Source organism: Chitinibacter sp. FCG-7 (genome assembly GCF_040047665.1).
GTDB lineage: Bacteria > Pseudomonadota > Gammaproteobacteria > Burkholderiales > Chitinibacteraceae > Chitinibacter > Chitinibacter mangrovi.
On record NZ_CP157355.1, the window covers coordinates 3,019,956 to 3,040,558 of the forward strand.

Genomic DNA, 20,603 nt, shown 5'->3' on the forward strand with positions numbered 1-20,603 from the left:
AACAGCATGAACTGGTTGTTGATTGGCGTTGTGTTACTTATCCTGGGCCCGGTGCTGATTGGCGCAGGTGCCAAGCATGAACGCAAAGGGACAGAGCCGCCGCAATTGGTTCAATATGGCTATCTGTCTGTCGTTGTCGCGATCTTTATTCTGATGGTGCAATTTTTGTCCATCAGTACGGCGATGCTGCTCTTTGTCGTGATTACCGGGATTATCTGGGCGCTCGACAAATTCATGTGGCAAAAGAAACGCGGACAGAATCCAGTGGCTGACTGGGTTGAGTATGGCCGCGGTTTTTTTCCTGTGATTCTGATTGTCTTTGTCTTGCGTTCTTTTTTGATCGAACCTTTTCAGATTCCGTCGTCTTCAATGCGCCCTGGCTTGATCGTCGGTGATTTTATTCTGGTCAATAAATTTGCTTATGGCTTGCGCTTGCCAGTGAGCAATTCGGTCGTGATACCCGTTGGTGCACCAAAGCATGGCGATGTCATGGTATTTAATTACCCGGTAAATCCTGCAATCAACTACATCAAACGTGTTGTTGCCTTGCCGGGTGATACAGTTGAATACCGCAATAAAAAGCTGAGTGTCAATGGCCAGCCAGTCAACACCCAGCCTGATGGCGAGCACAGCTATATCGAGCAAGGGGTTTATGAAGTTCGCAATCAGCAATTTATTGAAAAGATGGGCGAGCATCAGTTTAAGACACTCAATATGGCCGATACACCAACTCTTAGTCTTTCCGAAGTGGCAGACTTTCCTGGCCGTGAAAATTGTCGCTATGATGATACTGGCTTTATCTGCAAAGTACCGGCAAACCAGTATTTTGCAATGGGCGACAATCGTGATCACAGTGCCGATAGTCGCTACTGGGGTTTTGTTGACGATAAATATGTCGTTGGTAAAGCATTCTTGATCTGGATGAACTTCAAATATCTTGACCGGATTGGTTCGGCAATCAAATAAACACACAAACTATCTACAGGGGTGAATGATGAAAAAACAAGCCGGAATGTCATTTTTTGGTTTTATCATTGTGGCGATATTGGTGGGTCTTACTGCAATTACCGCACTGACAGTGCTTCCTGCATACATTGAATATTTTAGTATCAAGCAGGCTGTTGCCACTGTGGTCAATCAAAATAGCGGTGCAACCCCAGCAGTGATTCGCGAGTCATATTCTAAGCATGCCATCATTAGTGACATCAAATCGGTTACGCCACAAGACCTTTTGGTTAGTCAAGCTGGCGGTATTACTACAGTACGCGTTGACTATGAAAAAGTTGTCCCGCTAGTTGGTAATATTAGTTTCCTACTGCAATTTGAAGTCGAAAGTAGCTCAGGGGCATCAAATTAATGAAGTAGTAAGATGCTGGTGGCGTAGTGAAATACTGTATCGCTTCCTGGAGAAATTGTTGTTCAGCTACTTATTGTGCATTACTTTTTGAATTAGGAATTTATTTTGTCAGTAGTGTTACCTGCCGAGCGCTTGCAAAAGGCGCTCGGTTATATTTTTTCTGAGCCCAAGCTTTTAAAGCAGGCATTAACCCATCGCTCTTTTTCTTCAACGCATAATGAGCGATTGGAATTTGTCGGTGATGGAATTTTGAATGCACTCGTGGCGCGGCGGCTCTATCAAGTCTTTCCGCAATTTAGCGAGGGCGACTTGTCCCGTTTGCGCGCACATTTTGTTCGCCAGGACTCGTTGGCTGTGATTGCTACCGAATTGCAGCTAGGCGACTACTTGGCCTTGGGTGAAGGTGAGCTAAAAAGCGGTGGGCATCGCCGCCCCAGTATTTTGGCTGATGCGCTAGAGGCGGTTTTAGGCGCCATCTGGCTGGATGGCGGGTTTGACGAGGCAGCCAAAGTGGTTGAAAAACTGTTTGCGGCCAGAATTGCCGAAGTCAATCCGCTGGATGCCATGAAAGATGCCAAGACCTCCTTGCAGGAGTGGCTACAGGCTCGCAAACTGGCCCTGCCGCAGTACGAAGTTTTGCGCCAGATCGGTGAATCACCAGACCAGATTTTTGAAGTTTCATGCACCTGTGTTGAGCTTAAAGTCGCAACCAAAGCAGAGGGTACAAGCCGCCGCGCAGCTGAACAGGAAGCTGCAGGTCGCTTATTGCATCAATTACGCCTTCAACACCCCGGCAAAAAGGTAGTCAGAAAATGAATGAAGAACTCTTGAATGCACCGAGTGCAGATGGCTATCGCTGTGGTTTTGTTGCGATTGTAGGCCAACCCAATGTTGGTAAGTCCACGATGATGAATCATCTGATTGGTCAAAAGCTGAGTATTACTTCGCGCAAAGCGCAAACCACGCGTCACCGCATTACCGGTGTCCTCACTTCGGATACCGCACAGTTTGTCTTTGTCGATACGCCGGGTTTTCAAACCAAATACCGCAATGCGCTTAATCAGGCGATGAACCGTAGTGTAACGACGACACTGGCTGATGTTGATGCAATTTTGTTTGTCGTTGAAGCCGGACGCTTTGGCCCGGCTGACGAAGCAGTGCTGAAACTGCTGCCGCGTGATCGGCCAGTGATTCTGGTCATTAATAAAGTCGATTTGCTCGATAATGTCGGCACGATGTTGCCTTTTATTGAGAAAGTATCAGGCCAATTCAATTTCGCCGCGATTGTGCCGATTTCGGCGCAAAAATCACAAAAACTCGACGTGCTGCTTGAAGCGGTTGAGCCACTGCTGCCTGAATCAGTGCCACTATTTGCGCCGGATCATTTGACTGATCGCAATGAGCGGTTCTTGGCTTCCGAAATCATTCGCGAGAAAATTTTCCGCATGATGGGCGAAGAATTGCCCTATGTGATGGCCGTTGAAATCGAAAAATTCGAAGAAGAAACGATGGCCAATGGCAAGGAATTGCGCCGGATTTATGCTGCGATTCTGGTCGAGCGCGAAAATCAGAAAGCCATTTTGATCGGTAAAAAAGGCGAAAAGCTGAAAAAAATCGCGACGGATGCCCGGCTGGACATGGAAACCATGTTTGATGCCAAAGTGTTTCTTGAAGTCTTTGTCAAAGTGAAAAGCGGCTGGGCGGATGACACGCGTCTGATTCGCCAGTTTGGCTACGAGTAATTACTTATGGCGCGCGGTGCAGCAAAAAATCGGATCAACGATCATCCGGCCTTTGTGCTGCACCAGTATGCTTACCGTGAAACCAGTCGCTTGCTCGATGTATTTACCCGAGATTATGGTCGGCAAACGATTTATGCGCGCGGCGTGCAGCGCCCAGGCTCTCAGGTTCGCAGTGTCTTGCTCAGCTTTCAGCCCTTACTGCTTTCATGGTTTGGAGCGGGTGAGGTCAAAACGCTGCATGCAGCCAACTGGCAACCCGGTCTGCCACAACTCAGCGGCTTGCCATTATTGTGTGCCTTTTATATTAATGAGCTATTGCAAAACCTGTTGATCAAGGACGAGCCACACCCTGATCTGTTTGTCGCCTATTTTGATGCCATGAAAGCGTTGGCACTGTGTTCAGCCGATGCACGCGAGGTTGAACCCATTTTGCGCCTGTTTGAAAAAGCCCTGCTGCTGGAGCTGGGGCTGGGCCTGGATTGGCAATCTGAAGCCGGTGGTTTGGCCGCGATTAATCCCATGCTGCGCTACCAGTTTGTCGCTCAACATGGTTTTGTACCTAGCGAGGCAATTGATGCTTGCAGTGGGCATCTGATTTTGCAGTTTGCTGGCAATGATATGCGTGATGAGGCTTTGTGGCCGTGGGCTAAAACCTGGATGCGTCAATCTCTGGCCTTGTTGTTAGGAGATCGAGTGTTATATACCCGGCAGTTATTGCTCGATTTGCAGCGTATATAGGGTATGTTGCTGTAAGCATTCTCTGTGTTGGTCTGCCGATGGATACTCTGGCTGAGTATGTAAAGTCGTTGAATATGCTTTATCTATCGTTTTATTTGTTTCAATCGTATTGCACTTGTTTGGCCTTGAGTTGATACAATCTCAACCCTCAGTACATCGCTGGCATTATTACATGATGCTTAGGTAAGGCAATAAAAGCTTATGCAGCCCGCCGATTTGGCGCTATCTTAAAAGCAGGCTGCGGATATTTCTCCTTGGCATAATTCGGGGGTGGCATATGATCAGTATTTCGCACGAAACGGGCTATATTCATGTTGTGATCTTTGGGCAATTTACTTTGCAAGATTACAAAGAGTTCGAAGATAACGTATTGTACGACATCAGCTTTCATGGCCCGACCCGACTGCTGTTTGATCTAAGCGAGATGACGGGTTACACCCTCGACATGGCCTTGGAAGAAATAGATTTTACCCGCAAACACAAGCAGGACTTTGCTCAGGTGGCGGTTGTCAGCGATGATCAGTGGGTAGTCTGGTCGGTCTGGATCAACCGGGCGATTGCCGATGCAAATATCATGGTTTTTGAATCGGTGGCCGATGCGTTACTGTGGTTTGCAGAAACCGAAGTTGTACCTACATAATCGAATGAATTGCTTATTCACACTAGGCTGGACTGCGCATGCTTGATCGTTTCTCTGCTCTATTTTCAAAAGATAAATCGCCTTTGGCCAGCCTGAAAGCGGCAACCCAATGGTGTAAAAATCTTGATCTGGCTGACCCGGCAACGCGTAGTGCCAAAGTGCACGGAATCGTGACTGATTTCATTGCGGGCAACCAGAATGCATCATTCGAGAGCCTGCAAGCGCTAATGCTGATTGATGAGCATGTCCAAGAAGCATTTGATGCGGTGTGTTACCAATACGTGTCCAATCCGCGCATGTCCAAAGAGATAGAGCAAAAGCTCTGGAAGGACATCGTTGCCTACGCACACGATATGGTCGACGCTTACCAGCGTTTTGTGCAGGCAGAGTCGAATGAAGCCCTGCAAAAGCAGTTCGCTCCGTTGATGCCGATGGTTTTGGCGCGCAGCTTGCGTTATTTGGCTATTCAAGCCAAATGGCATTACTTCCGTTTTGAAAAAGTCCCGCCAAAAATCTGGACAGTCGCGCATCAGCTGTATCGTTTATCTGAAATCGGTGGCTTTGATAGCAATCCATTCTCGATTTATCCCCAGGCATCAACCGAGATTTCATCCTGCGCCGATGAATATATCCAGATGCTGATGCTCAATACGCTGGCGAATAACAATCTGTCTGTTCGCCAGATTGACCTAGTGGATTCGTGGCTGGAGAAATGGTCCAAGCTGATCCAGATTTCCCGCAAATACATGGACGACAGGCATCATTTCTGTGTGAATTTGCAAGAGTCCCAGGGCGCACAAAAAATCAATACTGACTTGATGGGTGAACCCTATCGCTACTGGAGCCTGAATGAAATTGTGAATCAGGTACAGGAGATTCTTGGCCGATTGCTTACAGGCGCAAGCTATGCCTCGCTTGACCTTGGTCCCGATGCCCGTGGACCTGCTGTGACCGAGTTGCTTAAGCATCTGGACGTGTTCTGGACCATGAGCATGCGCAATAGCCAGGTCAAACGTAGCGAAAGAACCAAAGTCACTAAAGCGGTTGACGTCATTTATGGTCTGGACCGCATTTGCGGGTATATCAAGGAAGATAACGACAAATTCATGCGCCAGGGGCGTGATGTCAAAGATCAGATTGATTACGATGAAATCATGGATATGCGTCTCTATGGTTTTGTTTCATCACGAACCAAGCAGAAAAGTACCGTTTCCAACCCTTATGTGGTCAATAAAAAGCTGAATGACTGGCATACGTGGGCCATTGATAATGAAAGCAACGGCGGCTATGGGGCTGTGCTGCGCTTTTCGGAAAATGAATGGATACGTCCCAATTTATTGCTTGGCTTGCGGTTAAATGCTGGCGATAACTGGCAAATCGGGGTGTTGCGCCGTATCGCCAGAATTAGTGATGATGAAATCTCTGCTGGCATTCAGGTGTTGACGACTACACCGGTGATGGTCGGCATGCATTCGGAGCAAAATGACCGGCTCGAAAACATGACGGTGACCGAGCTGGGCTTTACTGGTGGTTTGGAGTTGCCCAATGTGCGCACCGCGCTCTATGTGCCACACCAGATCGAAGGCAAAAGCGTGAATACCCTGATTATGCATTCTGCTGATTATGGGCTGGACAAGATTTATCAGGTCAGAGCGCGCGATAAGCGTTTTTCTGTCAGTTTGGGTCTCGTGCTGGAAAAAGGCATTGACTGGATTTGGGTATCGGTTAATGTTTTAAGGCAGGAAAACTAAACATAGACTCGGACATGACATAAAAAACGGCGCTTTAAGCGCCGTTTTTTATGTCTCATGCTGATACAACTATCAGGCCAGATTTTTCTGGATAAATTGGCCAATCCATTGAATTTCAGGCAGGCAAACTGAATGCTGGATGGGGTAAGTCTGCCAACTCACATTAACGCCAAGCTGGCTAGCATAATCTTTTGCTTTTTCACCCAATGTAATTCCAACAACCGGATCGTGGCTTCCATGTGCGGCCAGCAGTGGCGTATTCATATTGCCATGAATAGTTTCACGGCTAATGAGCTCTTCCGCTGGTAAATAGGTCGATAAACACACAATACCCGCCAATGCTTCCGGGTGAGTTAAGCCGGCAGTATAGGCAATTGCGCCGCCTTGGGAAAAGCCTGCCAGAATGATACGGTGGGTGGGTATACCTTTTGCATTCTGGTCAGCGATTAAATCGCGAACAGATTGCACACTGGTTTTTACGCCTTCAATATCGGCCTGACGGCTGATCTGATCAAAGTGCACGATGTCGTACCAGGCGCGCATGACATAGCCGTTATTGCACGTAATCGGCATCTGCGGTGCATGCGGGAAGACAAAGCGCACCGCCAGATCTGCAGGCAAGCCCAGTTCGGGCACGATGGGGGCAAAATCATGACCATCGGCGCCCAAACCATGCAGCCAGATCACCGCAGCGCTAGGATTGTCACCAGTTTCGATTTCAACACAAGGTAGTAGATTGCTCATCTTTAATCTCTATTGATTGGGCGAATTACTGCGGGGCGCGAATTGCGGCTTTCGGGCGAAATGCCGCCACGACTGCATTATGCGTTTCGACGTAAGGGCCTTCTAGTAGCTGAATGCAATACGGCACCGAAGCAAAAATGCCGTGTACCAGCACTTTGCCATCCGCGTCTTTCACGCCTTCCAGTGTTTCTTTGATTGATTTGGGCTGGCCGGGCAGGTTTAAAATCAGGCTGCTGCCGCGAATCACACCCACTTGGCGCGATAAAATCGCCGTCGGTACATAGTGCAGGCTAATCTGGCGCATTTGCTCGCCAAAGCCGGGCATCTCGCGATCAGCAATCGCCAAGGTTGCATCAGGCGTGACGTCACGCTTGGCCGGGCCCGTCCCCCCGGTGGTGAGTACCAGATGGCATTGCTCTACATCGACCAATTCAATCAGCGTGGCTTCAATGATTGGCTGCTCGTCGGCAATCAGGCGGCTAACGATTTCAATGGGGCTGGCTAGCGCAAGGCTTAGCCATTCTTGCAGTGCTGGAATGCCTTTGTCTTCGTATACACCGCTGCTGGCGCGATCGGAAATCGACACCAGACCAATTTTCAACACATCATTCATTGGATTTAAAGCTCACATTGATCGAGTCTGGGCTGCTTTCAACATTGAGCTGTGCATAGTGCTCAACTTGCCACTGTGCCAAACCGCTGTCATCGTGTCCGCCTGCGCTGGTCACTAGGCAAACCGCTGCGCCTGCGGCATGGGCCGAGCGTATGCCCGCGCTGGCGTCTTCAAACGCCAGACATTGATCAGCGCTCAAACCCAGCTTGGCGGCCCCCATCTGGAATGGGGCAGGGTGGGGCTTGCCGTCTTTGACATCGTCAGCGCCCACAATATGTTGTGGCAATGGCAGGCCAGCAAAAGCCAATTTAGCCAGAGCCAGATCGCGGGGGGCTGACGTCACCACTGCCCATTGGTGGGGTGCCAGGCTACTTAGCAATTCATGCGCGCCAGCAATTGCGACAATGCCTTCCAGCATCAGCGCTTCTTCGGCCAGCAGTAATTCAACTTCGCTTTGCGCATCCAGATGGGGGGCCACAATCTGGATGGTTTCAATGCCACGACGGCCATGCATCACGGCCTGGATGTCGGCAAAGTCCAGTTTGTGCCGTAAGGCCCAGTTGCGCCATAACAGCTCGATACATGATCGTGAATCAACCAAAGTACCATCCATGTCAAACAACAGGCCCTTTACGGCAATGCTCATTCTTCGTCTTCCTCTGTGTTGTCGCTCAAACTCGGCAGTGCCGGCTCTTTAATGTGCGATTTGATCAATTGGAATAATTCACGGAACGCTTTGGGCGGCGTATGTTTGCCACTTTCCTGCGCCTGGCGCTCTTTGATCGCGTTGCGAATCAGCTGGCGCAAATGCTGAATATCTACTTCGGGGAAATCCGCAATAAATTGCTCGACCGCTTTGCTGTCGACCAATAATTTCTCGCGCAGGCGTTCCACCTGATGCAGCCAGGCGGTGTGTTTATCCGAGTCGCCATTGAGCGCATCTAAAAATGCATAAATCGGCGCAGCATCAACATCGCGCATCAATTTACCGATGTATTGTTTATGACGAGCCGTTGCGCCATTGGCGGTAATCCGTCGGCCTTCGTTCAGGGCATCGACGAGTTTTTCGGGCAAATTGAGCGGTGCCAGTTGTTTGGCGCTGTAAGTCATCAGCGTAGCGCCCAGCTCCTGCAATGCAATCGCTTCGCGCTTTAATTGGGATTTACTGACGCCTTCAATTTCATCGTCGTGTTGTGGTTTGGCCATATAGGGTATCTAACGCCGGTGCAAAAGCAGTATGATAACAAACTTGGGCTTAAGCTTGCTGCCCGCCGCTGCAATTAGCGTGTCAATACAAGCAATTACTTTTCCAATTTATCCAACGGAACATAAATACGTGTCTGAATTCAGTTTTAGCGAAAGCACTTTGCGTCAATTGGCCAGTCAGGTGTTAGATATTGCCAAGCAGCAAGGCGCCACCGCCTGCGATGTGGAAGTTTCCGAAGGCTCTGGACAAAACGTTTCGGTACGACTGGATGAAGTCGAAACCATTGAATACAACCAGGATAAAGGCGTTAGTGTCACCGTTTATCTGGGGCAACAAAAAGGCCACGCTAGCAGCAGCGATTTCTCGCCGCAAGCGCTCTCTGACACCGTGAAAGCGGCGTTGGCGATTGCCAAATACACCGCTGCGGATGAATTTGCCGGGCAAGCTGATCCCAAACGCCTGTGTACCGTGTTCCCCGATCTGGATTTGTATCATCCGTGGGATTTGTCGGTGGAAAACGCGATTGAACTGGCGCGTCAGTGTGAGCAGGCGGCTTTGGCCGTGGATGAGCGGATTGATAATTCCGATGGCGCAACGGTATCAACGTCGGCCTCGCGCTGGGTGTATGGCAATTCGCAAGGTTTTATCGGCGCAGGCACCAGCACGCGCTATAGCGTATCGGCCGCGGTGATCGCCGAAGACGATAGCGGCATGCAGCGTGATTACTGGTATACCGCCGCGCGCGCCGCCAGCGATCTGGAAGCCGCTGCTGCCGTGGGACGCAAAGCGGGGGAGCGCACCGTGCGCCGCCTTGGCGCGCGCCGCCTGAAAACCGGTGAATATCCGGTGTTGTTTGAAGCCAGTGTTGCCAGCTCGCTGATTGGGCATTGGGTGAGCGCGGTATCGGGCAGCAGCTTGTACCGCAAATCGAGTTTCCTCGTTGATAGTTTGGGTCAACCGGTGTTTGCGCCGTGTGTGACGATTACCGAAGATCCATTCACGCCGCGCGGATTTGCCAGCGGTGCGTTTGACGCCGAAGGCGTGGCAACGTCGGCGCGTACCGTGGTTGATCGTGGTGTTCAGCAGGGGTATTTCCTTGGAAGCTATTCTGCACGCAAGCTAGGGATGGATACCACCGGTAATGCTGGCGGCCCGCATAATCTATTTGTCGCGCCGACTGATGTTGCATCGAGCTTGCTGGCCAAAATGGGTACGGGTTTGCTGGTCACTGAATTGCTCGGCCACGGCATCAATATGGTAACGGGCGACTATTCGCGTGGTGCGGCTGGTTTCTGGGTGGAAAACGGCGTGATTCAATATCCGGTTGAAGAAATCACCATCGCCGGCAATTTGCGTGAGATGTACCAGCGCATTGTAGCGGTCGGCGATGATGCGCTCGCGTCAAGCAGCCGCAAAGTTGGCGCGATCTTGATCGAGCGCATGACCGTCGCTGGCGATTAACAGGCACTTAATCGATGACTCCACCACTTGATAAACCCGATTACTGGTCGCAGGCCACGCAGGAATTGGCGGTGGCCGATGCAGTGATGGCGCAACTGATCGCGCAATACCCGGATGTCAGCTTACGCACGCGCGGCGATGCGTTTCATACGCTGGCGCGCTCGGTTGTTGGCCAGCAAATTTCGGTCAAAGCCGCCGATTCGGTCTGGAATCGGCTGGCGCTCTTTCTGGGTGACGTCACGAGTCATGCAGTGCTGGCTGCTACTGTGGAAGAGCTGCGTGCTTGTGGTCTTTCGCAACGCAAAGTGGAGTACCTCAGCGATTTGGCGCGCCATCATGTTGAAGGCCGGCTTGACCCCAGCGCCTGGCATGATTGGGATGACGAAGCGGTGATCAAAGAGCTGGTGTCAATCCGCGGCATCGGCCGCTGGACTGCCGAGATGTTCCTGATTTTTTATCTTGCGCGCCCGAATGTACTGCCGCTCGATGATATCGGCCTGATTCGCGGCATCGCCGAGCATTATCACGATGGCGAGCGTAAGCCTCGCGCCGAGCTAAAACAGCTCGCCGAGCTGTGGCAGCCATGGTGCTCGGTGGCGACGTGGTATCTTTGGCGTAGCCTTGATCCTGTTCCCGTTGAATATTAAATAAAAAGCCGTCAATAAATATGACGGCTTTTTTAATACTTCAGACCACTTTTTGAATTAAGCAATGGTTTTGAGCTTGCCACGGAAATCAGCGATAGTTTTATAGCCTTTATCGTCCATAATCGCAGCCAATTCGTCGAGCACGCGTGGGAAAATCCCCGGGCCTTCTTCGTACAAACTGGTGCCAATTTGCACCAGCGTCGCGCCAGCCAGTAGATGCAGGAAGGCTTCGGTGCCCGATTTCACACCGCCGCAGCCGATGATGGTTTTTTCCGAGCAACGGCGATAGAACGCATTCACATTGGCCAGCGCGGTGGGCAAGACATAATCGCCGCCCAAACCGCCAAAGCCGTCTTTGGGTTTGATCAGCGTGGTTTCACTCTCCAGATCGATCACTAGCGCGTTGCCAATCGAGTTAATGCAGGTGACAAATGCCACTAATGGATAGCGGTTGAGAATTTCAGCTGCCTCGTCAAAGTGCGCCATATCAAAATACGGTGGCAATTTGACGCCGAATGGCCGCTGATAGCCCGATGACACTTCGGCCAGCAAGGTATCCATGGCGTCAAAATCGTAGCCAATTTGCGATTTGCCCGGCACATTAGGGCAGGACAAATTCACTTCCAGAATCGCGGGTGTAACGGCATCTTTCAGGCTGTCGACCATGGTGAGATTGTCGTCCAGCGTCAGGCCGGAAATCGACACAAACAGGGGCTTGTTTTCGTGGTCGTGCCGCTGGGCATAGCGCAGATAATAGGCAAACCCTTCGTTGGGTAAGCCCATTGAATTGATGCTGCAGACCTTATTTTCCTTTGGCCCGCCATGCCCAAAGACGCGATAGCGCGGTTCCGGGTTGCCATCACGCGGGTGCAGCGTGCAGCTTTTGCTCACCATCGCGCCTGCGGCGGATTCGGCAAGCGCTTCAAGTTGCGATGCCACGCTGCACCAGACCCCGGATGCATTCATCAAGGGGTTTTTGACTGGCAATTCCAGAAATTGTGTGGTCAAGTCCGCCATGACCTTCTCCTTAAACTCACGATTAGTGTCGATTGTAGGCAATCGTGCCGCACTGCAATGTGAGTCAGGTCAAACAATTGGGCAAAAGACTTCAATTGGACAGGATGCAGATCAATCCCGAGCTGGTACGAGCAGTTACAATAGGCCTATTCACTATGAGTTGGCCGCGAAGCGTTGATGTATCGTTTGTAAATTGTCTGCAAATTGGTTACGGATGGTTTGCATTTTTATTTGTTGCTAAGCGGGCCAACTGCGCTATTGCCGAGGATGGATTGATGACGACCCCGATTTCAGAATTTCCGTTTAGCCTGTTAGCCGACGAGCTGCAGCGCGTACGAGCTAATACCCCACTGGTGCATGTGCTCACCAATGAGGTAGTGCAATGCTTTACAGCCAATACCCTGCTGGCGCTTGGTGCATCCCCCGCGATGGTGGTGGCCAAGGAGGAAGTGGCCGGTTTTGCCGCCTTGGCCGATGCGCTGCTGATTAATGTGGGTACGCTGTATGCCGAACGCCTGGAGGCTATGAAGTTGGCCATTGCCGCGGCCAATGCAGCAGGCACGCCTTGGGTGCTCGATCCGGTGGCGGTGGGCGTGTTGAGCTATCGCACCGAGGCCGCCAAGGCGATGCTGGCACTCAAACCGGCGGCGATTCGTGGCAATGGCTCGGAAATTATGGCGCTGGCTGCTGGCATGGGCTTGGCGCAAAACAGTCATGTTGGCAAAGGCGTCGATAGCACCGCCAGCTCCAATGCGGCACTTGGCGCAGCACAAGTGCTGGCCAAGGCCACTGGCGCGATTGTGGCGGTGACGGGCGCGATTGATTACATCACCGATGGTGAGCAAACCTGGTCGGTTGAGTTAGGCCACCCGCTGATGACCAAGGTGGTTGGCACTGGTTGTGCCTTGTCAGCCGTGGTGGCGGCCTTTGTGGCGGATGCGCCCAATCGGCTGGATGCCGTGGCTGCGGCTTGCGCGCTGATGGCGCTGGCGGGCGAGCGCGCCGTTGAATGCGCCGATGGCCCGGGGACGTTTGTGGCGCCGTTCTTGGATGCGCTGCATATTATTCACCCGAATCAATTGCGGCAGGTGGGCGTATGAGTGCTGAGGTGAGCAAAGCCAAAATTGATGTCAGCCTGTATCTGGTGCTTGATCCCGACTTGTGCGGTGGCATGACGGCCATGGTGGAAACGGCCAAAATCGCCGCGCAAAATGGCGCCACGGTGGTGCAACTGCGCGCGCCCAATTGGAAAAAAGGCCTGTGGCTGCAATGTGCCCAGCAACTCAAAGCGGTGCTTGCGCCATTGAATGTGCCGCTGATTATCAACGATCACGTTGATATTGCGCTGGCGGTCGATGCCGATGGCGTGCACGTTGGGCAAAGTGATATTCCGGTGCAAGTGGTGCGCCAGCTGATTGGCCCGAATAAAATTGTGGGCTTATCGACCAATAATCTGGCCAATGTCGAGCAACTGCTCACGCCAGAGATTGCCAATTGCATTGATTACATCGGCGTTGGCCCGGTTTATCCAACGAGTACCAAAAAAGACGCCTCGCCGGTGATTAGCACCGCTGAAATGGCGGCGATGTTTGCCTGCACCGGATCGCTACCCGCAGTAGCGATTGGCGGCATTGGCCGCGGCAAAATCGCGCCGCTAATAGCCGCAGGGGCCGATGGCGTAGCGGTGGTGTCGGCAATTTGCGGGCAGGCCGATGTGGCGCTGGCGACTCGCAATCTGGGCGCTGAATTAAAAGCTGCACGCGAACAATGATCAATTAACTGCGAATTGAACTTCAGGAAATCAAAGATGACTTCAAGTAACACCGAAACTATTCGCCATGCCTTAACGATTGCCGGCTCAGACTCGGGCGGTGGCGCCGGGATTCAGGCTGATTTGAAAACCTTTTCGGCCTTAGGTTCGTATGGCATGAGCGTGCTCACCGCGCTGACCGCGCAAAATACTCAAGGTGTTAGCGCGGTGCATCCGGTGCCGCCAGAGTTCATTACCGCCCAGTGCGATGCCGTATTTAGCGATATTCGCGTCGATGCGGTCAAAATGGGCATGCTGGCCAATGCAGACATTATTTCTGCCGTGGCCGCCAGTCTGCGCAAATACCAGCCTAAGTATATCGTACTAGATACCGTAATGATTGCCAAAGGCGGACATACCCTGCTGGACCCCGCTGCGGTCAATGCACTGCGTGACGAATTATTGCCGCTGGCGAGTATTATCACGCCCAATTTGCCCGAGGCCGCCGCTTTGCTTGGTGTATCTGAAGCGACTACGGAAGAGCAAATGCGCGAACAAGGCCGCGCCTTGCTCGCCGCCGGTGCGCAAGCGGTGCTGATGAAAGGGGGGCATTTGGGCGGCGAACAGTGCCCGGATTGGCTGATTACCGCCGATGCCGAAGTGAATTTCCCCGCCGCACGCATCGCAACCCGCCATACCCACGGCACCGGTTGCACCTTGTCTGCGGCCTTAGCCGCTTTGCGCCCCCAACGTTCCGACTGGGTTGAAACGGTGCGCGATGCCAAAGCCTGGCTGCTGACGGCGATTGCGAATGCCGAGCGCTTGGACGTCGGCCACGGCATCGGGCCGGTGCATCATTTTCATGAATGGTGGTGATTTTTGCAGCTCTGAGCCGAGAAGACGCGTGTAGAAAACCAGATCGACTTATTTTGTTTTTTTACCCGCTGCTTCATCCCACTGCTTGAGTACGCTCATCTTCTCGGCAATCTTGATTTCTAGACCCCTAGGCACTGGCTGGTACCAACCAGGTTCTGCTATGCCATCTGGAAAGTAAGTTTCACCTGCTGCATAGGCATTGGGTTCATTGTGAGCATACCTGTAGTCATGCCCATACCCCAGCTCCTTCATTAATTTTGTTGGCGCATTCCGAAGATGAACAGGCACTTCTCGACTCTTATCTTGTTTGACAAACGCACTTGCCTGCTTGTAGGCCATGTAGCCTGCATTGCTCTTGGCGGCAATCGCCAAATAAATCACCGCTTGCCCCAGTGCCAATTCACCCTCTGGACTTCCCAGTCGCTCAAAAGTTGTGGCGGCATCATTGGCGATCTGCATGGCTCTCGGGTCAGCTAAGCCTATATCCTCCCAAGCCATCCTGATGATTCTTCGGGATAGATACTGTGGATCGGCACCGCCATCTAACATTCTAGTTAGCCAATATAAAGCCGCGTCAGGATTGGAGCCTCTGACTGATTTATGAAGGGCTGAAATTTGGTCATAGAAATTGTCCCCGCCCTTGTCAAATCGCCTTGAATTCAGGCTCAATGCGTTTCCAATAAACTCTGCATCAATCACTTCTATGCCGGTAGCGTTTGCTGCCGTTGCGCATTGCTCCAGCAGGTTCAGAAATCTTCTGGCATCACCATCGGCATATCCAATAATGGTGTTTACAGCCCGCTCTTCAAACTTCAAGTGCCCCAGAGCCTGTTCTTGAACTCTTTTTAACAGCAGTCTTAACTCATCTTCTGATAAAGACTTCAGCACATAAACTTGAGCTCTGGACAGCAAAGCGGAATTTACTTCAAAAGAGGGGTTTTCAGTCGTAGCTCCTATGAAAGTGACCAAACCACTTTCTGCATAGGGGAGCAGAGCATCCTGCTGAGACTTATTGAATCTGTGAATTTCATCGACAAAGAGAATTGTCTTGCGATCTCTATCCAGGTTGTGCCGGGCTTGCTCCATTGCCGCTCTGATGTCTTTTACGCCAGAGAAGACCGCAGACAATGCAATGAATTCACAGTTAAAGTAGTTGGCAGTTAATCGTGCCAAAGTGGTTTTCCCAACGCCTGGCGGGCCCCAGAAAATCATGGAATGGGGTTTGCCTGACTGAAAAGCTAACCTTAATGGTTTACCTTCATGTAGAAGGTGTGATTGGCCGATAACCTCATCTAAGGTTTTTGGTCTGAGTGCTTCAGCTAGTGGCGCAACTGGCTGTTGTTCGAACAAATCATCCATACTTCACCCCAATTGAACCGCTGGAAAGAGCAAGAAATTGCCTGATGTCTTGTAGGCCAATAATTTGGTTTTTGTTGCGAAGACCGATGAGATCCAGAGAAAATATCATTCACGGATAACGTCAACGCCCTGTGGTGGGGTGAAGTTGAAAGCCTGGGCTGACATGGGCTGATTTTGCTGCATTTTACTGAATTGAATACTAGTCGTCTGATTGAATTGATCGTCCAGCTCCATCCGGTCCAGTTGTCCTTTGAGTAGCCCTATCCGGATTTGTGCAAAGCTGGCATCTTTGTTTTTTGGGGTGAGAGCAACCCAGCTTATGCCATTTTTGCTCGGCAAGGTTTGTAGGTTAAAGCTCTGACTCAGGTTATTGTTGCCGGTCAGGATGGCTGCCGGGCTGGCATCGAGTGCTTTGCTGGCCGGTTTGATGGTTACTTGCGCCAGATCGAGATCATAAAGCCAGACTTGCTGACCATTGCTGATGATTTCCTGATTGTAGGGCTGTGCGTAAGTCCATTTGAACTTACCAGGGCGCAGCAGAAAAAATTGGCCACGGGAGTTTTCAACTTTGCCCGATTTTTGGCGGACTGACTGATTGAAGTTGGCGCTGAGACTTTTGGTGTTGCCCAAAAAAAACTGCAGCTCGTTGATGGCCGCATTGCTGGCAACAGCAAATTGCACCAATCCTGCACTGGCAAAAGCGAACACAATCTTGTGGGTCTTGAGTTTAAGCATTGGCTGTATCGCTGATCGTCTGAATGTCTTGGAGGCTAGCATGAAAAAAGCCCCGCAAGCGGGGCTTTGATAGCGGTATGCTAAAAATTACTTAGCTGGAACTGTTTCAACAACAACGCCAGTTACTTCAACTTCTACGCGACGATCCGGAGCCAGGCACTCAACCAGTTTCGCACGAGTTTTTTTGCTGTCCTTGATGTTGTTGCAAGTGTCGCCAGTAACTGGATTTGCTTCGCCGCGGCCTTCAGCAGTAATCAATGCTGCAGCATCAGGAGCTTGAGCAACCAAGTATTCGCGAACTGTGTTAGCGCGACGCTCTGACAGAGCTTGGTTGTACGTTTCAGAACCAATGCGGTCGGTGTAGCCGATCACAACTGCTGAGCCTTCAGAAGGTTTCAGTGTTTTCAATTCAACAACCAAAGCGTCCAGTGCGTCTTTACCGGCGGGTTTCAGTGTTGCTTTGTTGAAGTCAAACAGAGCATCCGATTTCAGCGTGAATTGTTTTTTGTTAACGACTGCAGGTTTTGGCGCAACAACGACAGGTTTTGGCGTTACAACTGGCGCTACAACCGGTTCAACATAGCCTGGGCAGCCTTTTACAACCTTGTCAGCACTCCAAGAACCTGTTTGCCAGCATTCGCCAATACCATTTTTAACAACGCCTTCCGGATTTGCCTCTGACACATTGGTGGTGTTTGTTACATATGCATCAGTAGCAGCTTGAACGCCGAAAGAGGCCAGAGCTGCAACAACTGCGAGAGAAGCGATAGATTGCTTGATCATGAGAGTTCTCCGTTAATAAACTTCAAATTTAAAATCAGTCATGACGTTCCGAATCAAAATGTCATAGCGTCATCATGCTTTAGATTGCTTGCCTAAATTTAGCAGTACTTGCTTTTATATTCAAATTGAATAATTACCGTAAGTAGTATCAAGTATTGCCATTTACATTGCTGCAAATATATGACAGAAGCAATTTCTAATTTACCTATATTCTAGGAGCATTGTGCTTGAGAGGGCAACCTCATTTCTGTAAACAAATGCACATTCTGCTTACAGTTTGAGCTGGCATTGGTGCAAAAGTGCGGCTGTGCTAGAATCGTGAGCTGCTCTAAGTGGTATTTTTCCATCCGATTTTGGATTGTATGCGATAGCGACTTGCCCTTTTGGGCAACGCAACTCGACAGTCTGATACAAACTTAAAGAAAACGCCAAACGCATGTCCGAACAATTTAGCTTTGCCAAAGAAACCATTCCTGTAAGCCTTGAAGAGGAAATGCGCCACTCCTACCTCGATTACGCCATGAGCGTGATTGTGGGTCGTGCGCTTCCCGATGTCCGTGACGGCCTGAAACCTGTGCATCGTCGTATTCTCTTTGCGATGCACGAGAGCAGCAATGTCTGGAATCGCCCCTATGTGAAGTGCGCGCGCGTGATTGGTGATGTGCTGGGTAAATACCACCCGCATGGTGACTCGGCGGCTTATGAAGCTTTGGTGCGGATGGCGCAAGATTTTTCGCTGCGTTACACGTTGATTGACGGTCAAGGTAACTTCGGTTCGATTGACGGGGACCGCGCTGCGGCTTATCGGTATACCGAGTGTCGTCTGGAAAAAGTATCGAGCGAGCTGTTGGCTGATATCGACAAGGAAACCGTCGATTTCACGCCGAACTACGACGAGAAAGAACTTGAGCCAACGGTTCTACCAACCCGAATTCCAAATCTTTTAATTAACGGCTCTTCTGGTATTGCGGTGGGGATGGCGACCAATATTCCGCCGCACAATATCACCGAGGTGATTGACGCGAGCTTAGCGCTGTTGGCCAATCCTGAGCTGAGTATTGATGAACTGATCGACATCATCCCTGCGCCTGATTTTCCTACTGCCGGTATTATTTACGGTGTGCACGGCGTACGCGAAGGCTACCGCACCGGTCGCGGCCGCGTGGTGATGCGCTCGCGCACCCACATTGAAGACTGCGGTAAAAATGGTGATCGCCAGGCGATTATTGTTGATGAGCTGCCATATCAAGTGAATAAAGCGCGCCTGCTTGAGCGTATTGCCGAGCTGGTACGTGAGAAAACGCTGGAAGGCATTTCTGATCTGCGCGATGAATCGGATAAATCCGGCATGCGCGTGGTGATTGAGCTTAAACGCGGTGAAATGACCGACGTGGTGCTTAACAACCTGTTTAAACATACGCAATTACAGGATAGCTTTGGTATCAATATGGTGGCCTTGGTCGATGGCCAGCCACGCCTGTTGAATCTGAAACAAGTTCTTGAATGTTTCCTGAAGCACCGTCGCGAAGTGGTAACGCGCCGTACTGTGTTTGAATTGCGCAAAGCGCGCGAGCGCGGCCATGTACTGGAAGGCTTGGCAGTAGCCTTGTCGAACGTCGATGAGATGATCGCGCTGATTAAAGCGGCCGCTACGCCGCCCGAAGCCAAAATTGCACTGATGAGCCGCGAGTGGCGCTCTGAGCTGGTCGAAGACATGCTGTCGCGCACCGATATTAATGCGTCGCGCCCGGATGGCCTTGGTGAAGAGTTTGGTCTGACGGGAACTGGCTATCGCTTGTCCGATGTGCAAGCGCAAGAAATCTTGCAAATGCGCCTGCAGCGCCTCACAGGTCTGGAGCAAGACAAGATCGTCGGCGAATACAAAGAAGTCATGGATAAAATCCTCGACTTGCTCGATATCCTGGCGCGTGCCGAGCGTGTGACCGAAATTATTCACAATGAATTGAGCGAAGTAAAAGCCAACTACGGCGATGTGCGCCGCTCTGAAATCGTCGCGCATGGCGAAGATATTTGTCTGGAAGATCTGATTACACCGCAAGATATGGTCGTGACGCTGACGCATGGCGGCTATATGAAAACTACGCCAGTGGAAGAATATCGCGCGCAAAAACGCGGCGGTCGCGGTAAACAAGCTGCGGCGACCAAAGACGATGACTTTATCGACAGTCTGTTTATTGCTAATACCCACGATTACATCCTGTGCTTTAGCTCGCGTGGTCGAGTTTACTGGCTGAAAGTCTACGAATTGCCACAAGGTGGTCGTACCAGCCGCGGTAAGCCGATTATTAATCTGCTGCCGCTGGAAGAGGGCGAAAAGATCAACGCCATCTTGCCGATTAAAGACTTTAGCGAAGACAAATACGTCTTTATGGCCACTGCCGATGGTACGGTGAAGAAAACGCCGCTGACTGATTTCTCTCGCCCGATGAAGCGCGGCATTATCGCGATCAATCTGGAGGAAGGTAATTATCTGGTTGGCGTTGCGCTGACGCGTGGTGCGGGCGGTGCGGTGCTCGATGATGAGGCCGCCGACGAAGACATCATGATCGATGACGAGAGCGCAGAAGAGGCTGGCGATGCAGTTGGCATCGACGACGATCAAGTGATGTTGTTCTCTGATGCGGGTAAATCGGTGCGCTTTAGGCAGAGTAAAGTGCGCCCAATGGGTCGTAACTCGAAAGGTGTGCGTGGCATGAAACTGGGCGAAGATCAGAAAGTGATCTCGCTGCTGGTGGCCAATTCTGATACCCAAATGGTCTTGACTGCCAGCAATGGTGGTTACGGCAAACGTACACCAGTGGGTGATTTCCGCCTCTCAGGTCGCGGCACGCAAGGTGTGATCGCGATGGATCTGACTGATAAAACCGGTCTGAAACTGGTTGCGGCGAGCTTGGTTGAAGACACCGACGACGTGATGTTGATTACTACTGGCGGCGTGCTGATCCGCACCAAAGTCTCGCAAATCCGCGAAACCGGCCGCTCGGCGCAAGGCGTGCGCTTGATTAATCTGGACGACGGCGAGCAATTGTCGGGTCTGGAAAAAGTCTGCGAGCCTGATGACGAAGAAGAGGGTATCGACGTAGAGGCCTCAACCAGCGATGCTGCTGCCACAGATACCCCAGCTGCAGATACCCCAGCTGCTGATGGCGCTGAATAAACTTC

Annotated in this window: 21 protein-coding genes; 13 read left to right on the plus strand and 8 right to left on the minus strand. The window is 51.2% G+C overall.

Annotated elements, in window-relative coordinates; all coding sequences use genetic code 11:
* The first annotated feature begins 6 nt into the window (after positions 1-6).
* The 7 genes from lepB to ABHF33_RS14285 all read left to right on the plus strand — a co-directional run bounded on the left by lepB (position 7) and on the right by ABHF33_RS14285 (position 6,228).
* Positions 7-966, plus strand: coding sequence for a signal peptidase I (gene lepB / locus ABHF33_RS14255; protein ID WP_348944565.1), 960 nt, complete (start codon positions 7-9; stop codon positions 964-966).
* A 25-nt stretch (positions 967-991) separates the two neighbouring features.
* Positions 992-1,357: a DUF4845 domain-containing protein gene (locus ABHF33_RS14260; protein WP_348944566.1), complete on the plus strand. Its 366-nt coding sequence runs from the start codon at positions 992-994 to the stop codon at positions 1,355-1,357.
* Between the two features lie 105 nt (positions 1,358-1,462).
* Positions 1,463-2,173, plus strand: a complete 711-nt coding sequence (rnc, locus tag ABHF33_RS14265) for a ribonuclease III (protein WP_348944567.1) — start codon at positions 1,463-1,465, stop codon at positions 2,171-2,173.
* Positions 2,170-3,099, plus strand: a complete 930-nt coding sequence (era, locus tag ABHF33_RS14270; RefSeq protein ID WP_348944568.1) for a GTPase Era — start codon at positions 2,170-2,172, stop codon at positions 3,097-3,099. The genes rnc and era overlap by 4 nt, the downstream gene beginning before the upstream one ends.
* A 6-nt stretch (positions 3,100-3,105) precedes the next feature.
* Positions 3,106-3,837, plus strand: a complete 732-nt coding sequence (recO, locus tag ABHF33_RS14275) for a DNA repair protein RecO (RefSeq protein WP_348944569.1) — start codon at positions 3,106-3,108, stop codon at positions 3,835-3,837.
* 277 nt (positions 3,838-4,114) lie between these two features.
* A complete protein-coding gene (locus ABHF33_RS14280) occupies positions 4,115-4,477 on the plus strand; it encodes an STAS/SEC14 domain-containing protein (protein ID WP_348944570.1) in 363 nt (120 codons plus the stop codon).
* Positions 4,478-4,515: 38 nt separating this feature from the next.
* The gene (locus tag ABHF33_RS14285) at positions 4,516-6,228 is read left to right on the plus strand and encodes a hypothetical protein (protein WP_348944571.1); all 1,713 of its coding nucleotides are present in this window, start codon (positions 4,516-4,518) and stop codon (positions 6,226-6,228) included.
* Between the two features lie 72 nt (positions 6,229-6,300).
* Here ABHF33_RS14285 and ABHF33_RS14290 read toward each other — a convergent pair whose 3' ends face one another.
* From ABHF33_RS14290 to yjgA, 4 genes are read right to left on the minus strand one after another with little or no spacing between them, the layout of a single operon-like run.
* Complete coding sequence (locus tag ABHF33_RS14290; protein WP_348944572.1) at positions 6,301-6,972, minus strand: alpha/beta hydrolase; 672 nt, start codon at positions 6,970-6,972, stop codon at positions 6,301-6,303.
* A 25-nt stretch (positions 6,973-6,997) separates the two neighbouring features.
* On the minus strand, positions 6,998-7,585 hold the full coding sequence (gene mog / locus ABHF33_RS14295) for a molybdopterin adenylyltransferase (RefSeq protein WP_348944573.1): 588 nt from the start codon (positions 7,583-7,585) through the stop codon (positions 6,998-7,000).
* Positions 7,578-8,231 carry an HAD-IA family hydrolase gene (locus ABHF33_RS14300; protein ID WP_348944574.1) on the minus strand — a complete coding sequence of 218 codons (654 nt, stop codon included), beginning with the start codon at positions 8,229-8,231 and terminating at the stop codon, positions 7,578-7,580. Before ABHF33_RS14300 ends, mog begins: the two co-directional genes overlap by 8 nt.
* Positions 8,228-8,791: a ribosome biogenesis factor YjgA gene (yjgA, locus tag ABHF33_RS14305; RefSeq protein ID WP_348944575.1), complete on the minus strand. Its 564-nt coding sequence runs from the start codon at positions 8,789-8,791 to the stop codon at positions 8,228-8,230. The genes ABHF33_RS14300 and yjgA overlap by 4 nt, the downstream gene beginning before the upstream one ends.
* A gap of 130 nt (positions 8,792-8,921) precedes the next feature.
* Between yjgA and pmbA the strand changes: the two genes are divergently transcribed.
* Positions 8,922-10,253 carry a metalloprotease PmbA gene (gene pmbA / locus ABHF33_RS14310; protein ID WP_348944576.1) on the plus strand — a complete coding sequence of 444 codons (1,332 nt, stop codon included), beginning with the start codon at positions 8,922-8,924 and terminating at the stop codon, positions 10,251-10,253.
* Between the two features lie 14 nt (positions 10,254-10,267).
* On the plus strand, positions 10,268-10,900 hold the full coding sequence (locus ABHF33_RS14315; protein WP_348944577.1) for a DNA-3-methyladenine glycosylase family protein: 633 nt from the start codon (positions 10,268-10,270) through the stop codon (positions 10,898-10,900).
* Between the two features lie 57 nt (positions 10,901-10,957).
* Here ABHF33_RS14315 and ABHF33_RS14320 read toward each other — a convergent pair whose 3' ends face one another.
* Complete coding sequence (locus tag ABHF33_RS14320; protein WP_348944578.1) at positions 10,958-11,917, minus strand: dihydroorotate oxidase; 960 nt, start codon at positions 11,915-11,917, stop codon at positions 10,958-10,960.
* A 275-nt stretch (positions 11,918-12,192) separates the two neighbouring features.
* Between ABHF33_RS14320 and thiM the strand changes: the two genes are divergently transcribed.
* From thiM to thiD, 3 genes are read left to right on the plus strand one after another with little or no spacing between them, the layout of a single operon-like run.
* A complete protein-coding gene (gene thiM, locus ABHF33_RS14325; RefSeq protein ID WP_348944579.1) occupies positions 12,193-13,017 on the plus strand; it encodes a hydroxyethylthiazole kinase in 825 nt (274 codons plus the stop codon).
* 8 nt (positions 13,018-13,025) lie between these two features.
* Positions 13,026-13,688, plus strand: coding sequence for a thiamine phosphate synthase (thiE, locus tag ABHF33_RS14330; RefSeq protein WP_348944580.1), 663 nt, complete (start codon positions 13,026-13,028; stop codon positions 13,686-13,688).
* Positions 13,689-13,724: 36 nt separating this feature from the next.
* Positions 13,725-14,543, plus strand: a complete 819-nt coding sequence (thiD, locus tag ABHF33_RS14335) for a bifunctional hydroxymethylpyrimidine kinase/phosphomethylpyrimidine kinase (protein ID WP_348944581.1) — start codon at positions 13,725-13,727, stop codon at positions 14,541-14,543.
* 48 nt (positions 14,544-14,591) lie between these two features.
* Here thiD and ABHF33_RS14340 read toward each other — a convergent pair whose 3' ends face one another.
* The 3 genes from ABHF33_RS14340 to ABHF33_RS14350 all read right to left on the minus strand — a co-directional run bounded on the left by ABHF33_RS14340 (position 14,592) and on the right by ABHF33_RS14350 (position 17,420).
* Positions 14,592-15,902 (minus strand): replication-associated recombination protein A, encoded by a 1,311-nt coding sequence (locus tag ABHF33_RS14340; RefSeq protein ID WP_348944582.1) that lies wholly within the window; start codon positions 15,900-15,902, stop codon positions 14,592-14,594.
* 105 nt (positions 15,903-16,007) lie between these two features.
* On the minus strand, positions 16,008-16,637 hold the full coding sequence (lolA, locus tag ABHF33_RS14345) for an outer membrane lipoprotein chaperone LolA (RefSeq protein ID WP_348944583.1): 630 nt from the start codon (positions 16,635-16,637) through the stop codon (positions 16,008-16,010).
* Positions 16,638-16,724: 87 nt separating this feature from the next.
* On the minus strand, positions 16,725-17,420 hold the full coding sequence (locus ABHF33_RS14350; protein WP_348944584.1) for an OmpA family protein: 696 nt from the start codon (positions 17,418-17,420) through the stop codon (positions 16,725-16,727).
* A 436-nt stretch (positions 17,421-17,856) separates the two neighbouring features.
* Between ABHF33_RS14350 and gyrA the strand changes: the two genes are divergently transcribed.
* A complete protein-coding gene (gene gyrA, locus ABHF33_RS14355) occupies positions 17,857-20,598 on the plus strand; it encodes a DNA gyrase subunit A (RefSeq protein ID WP_348944585.1) in 2,742 nt (913 codons plus the stop codon).
* The last annotated feature ends 5 nt before the right edge of the window (positions 20,599-20,603 follow it).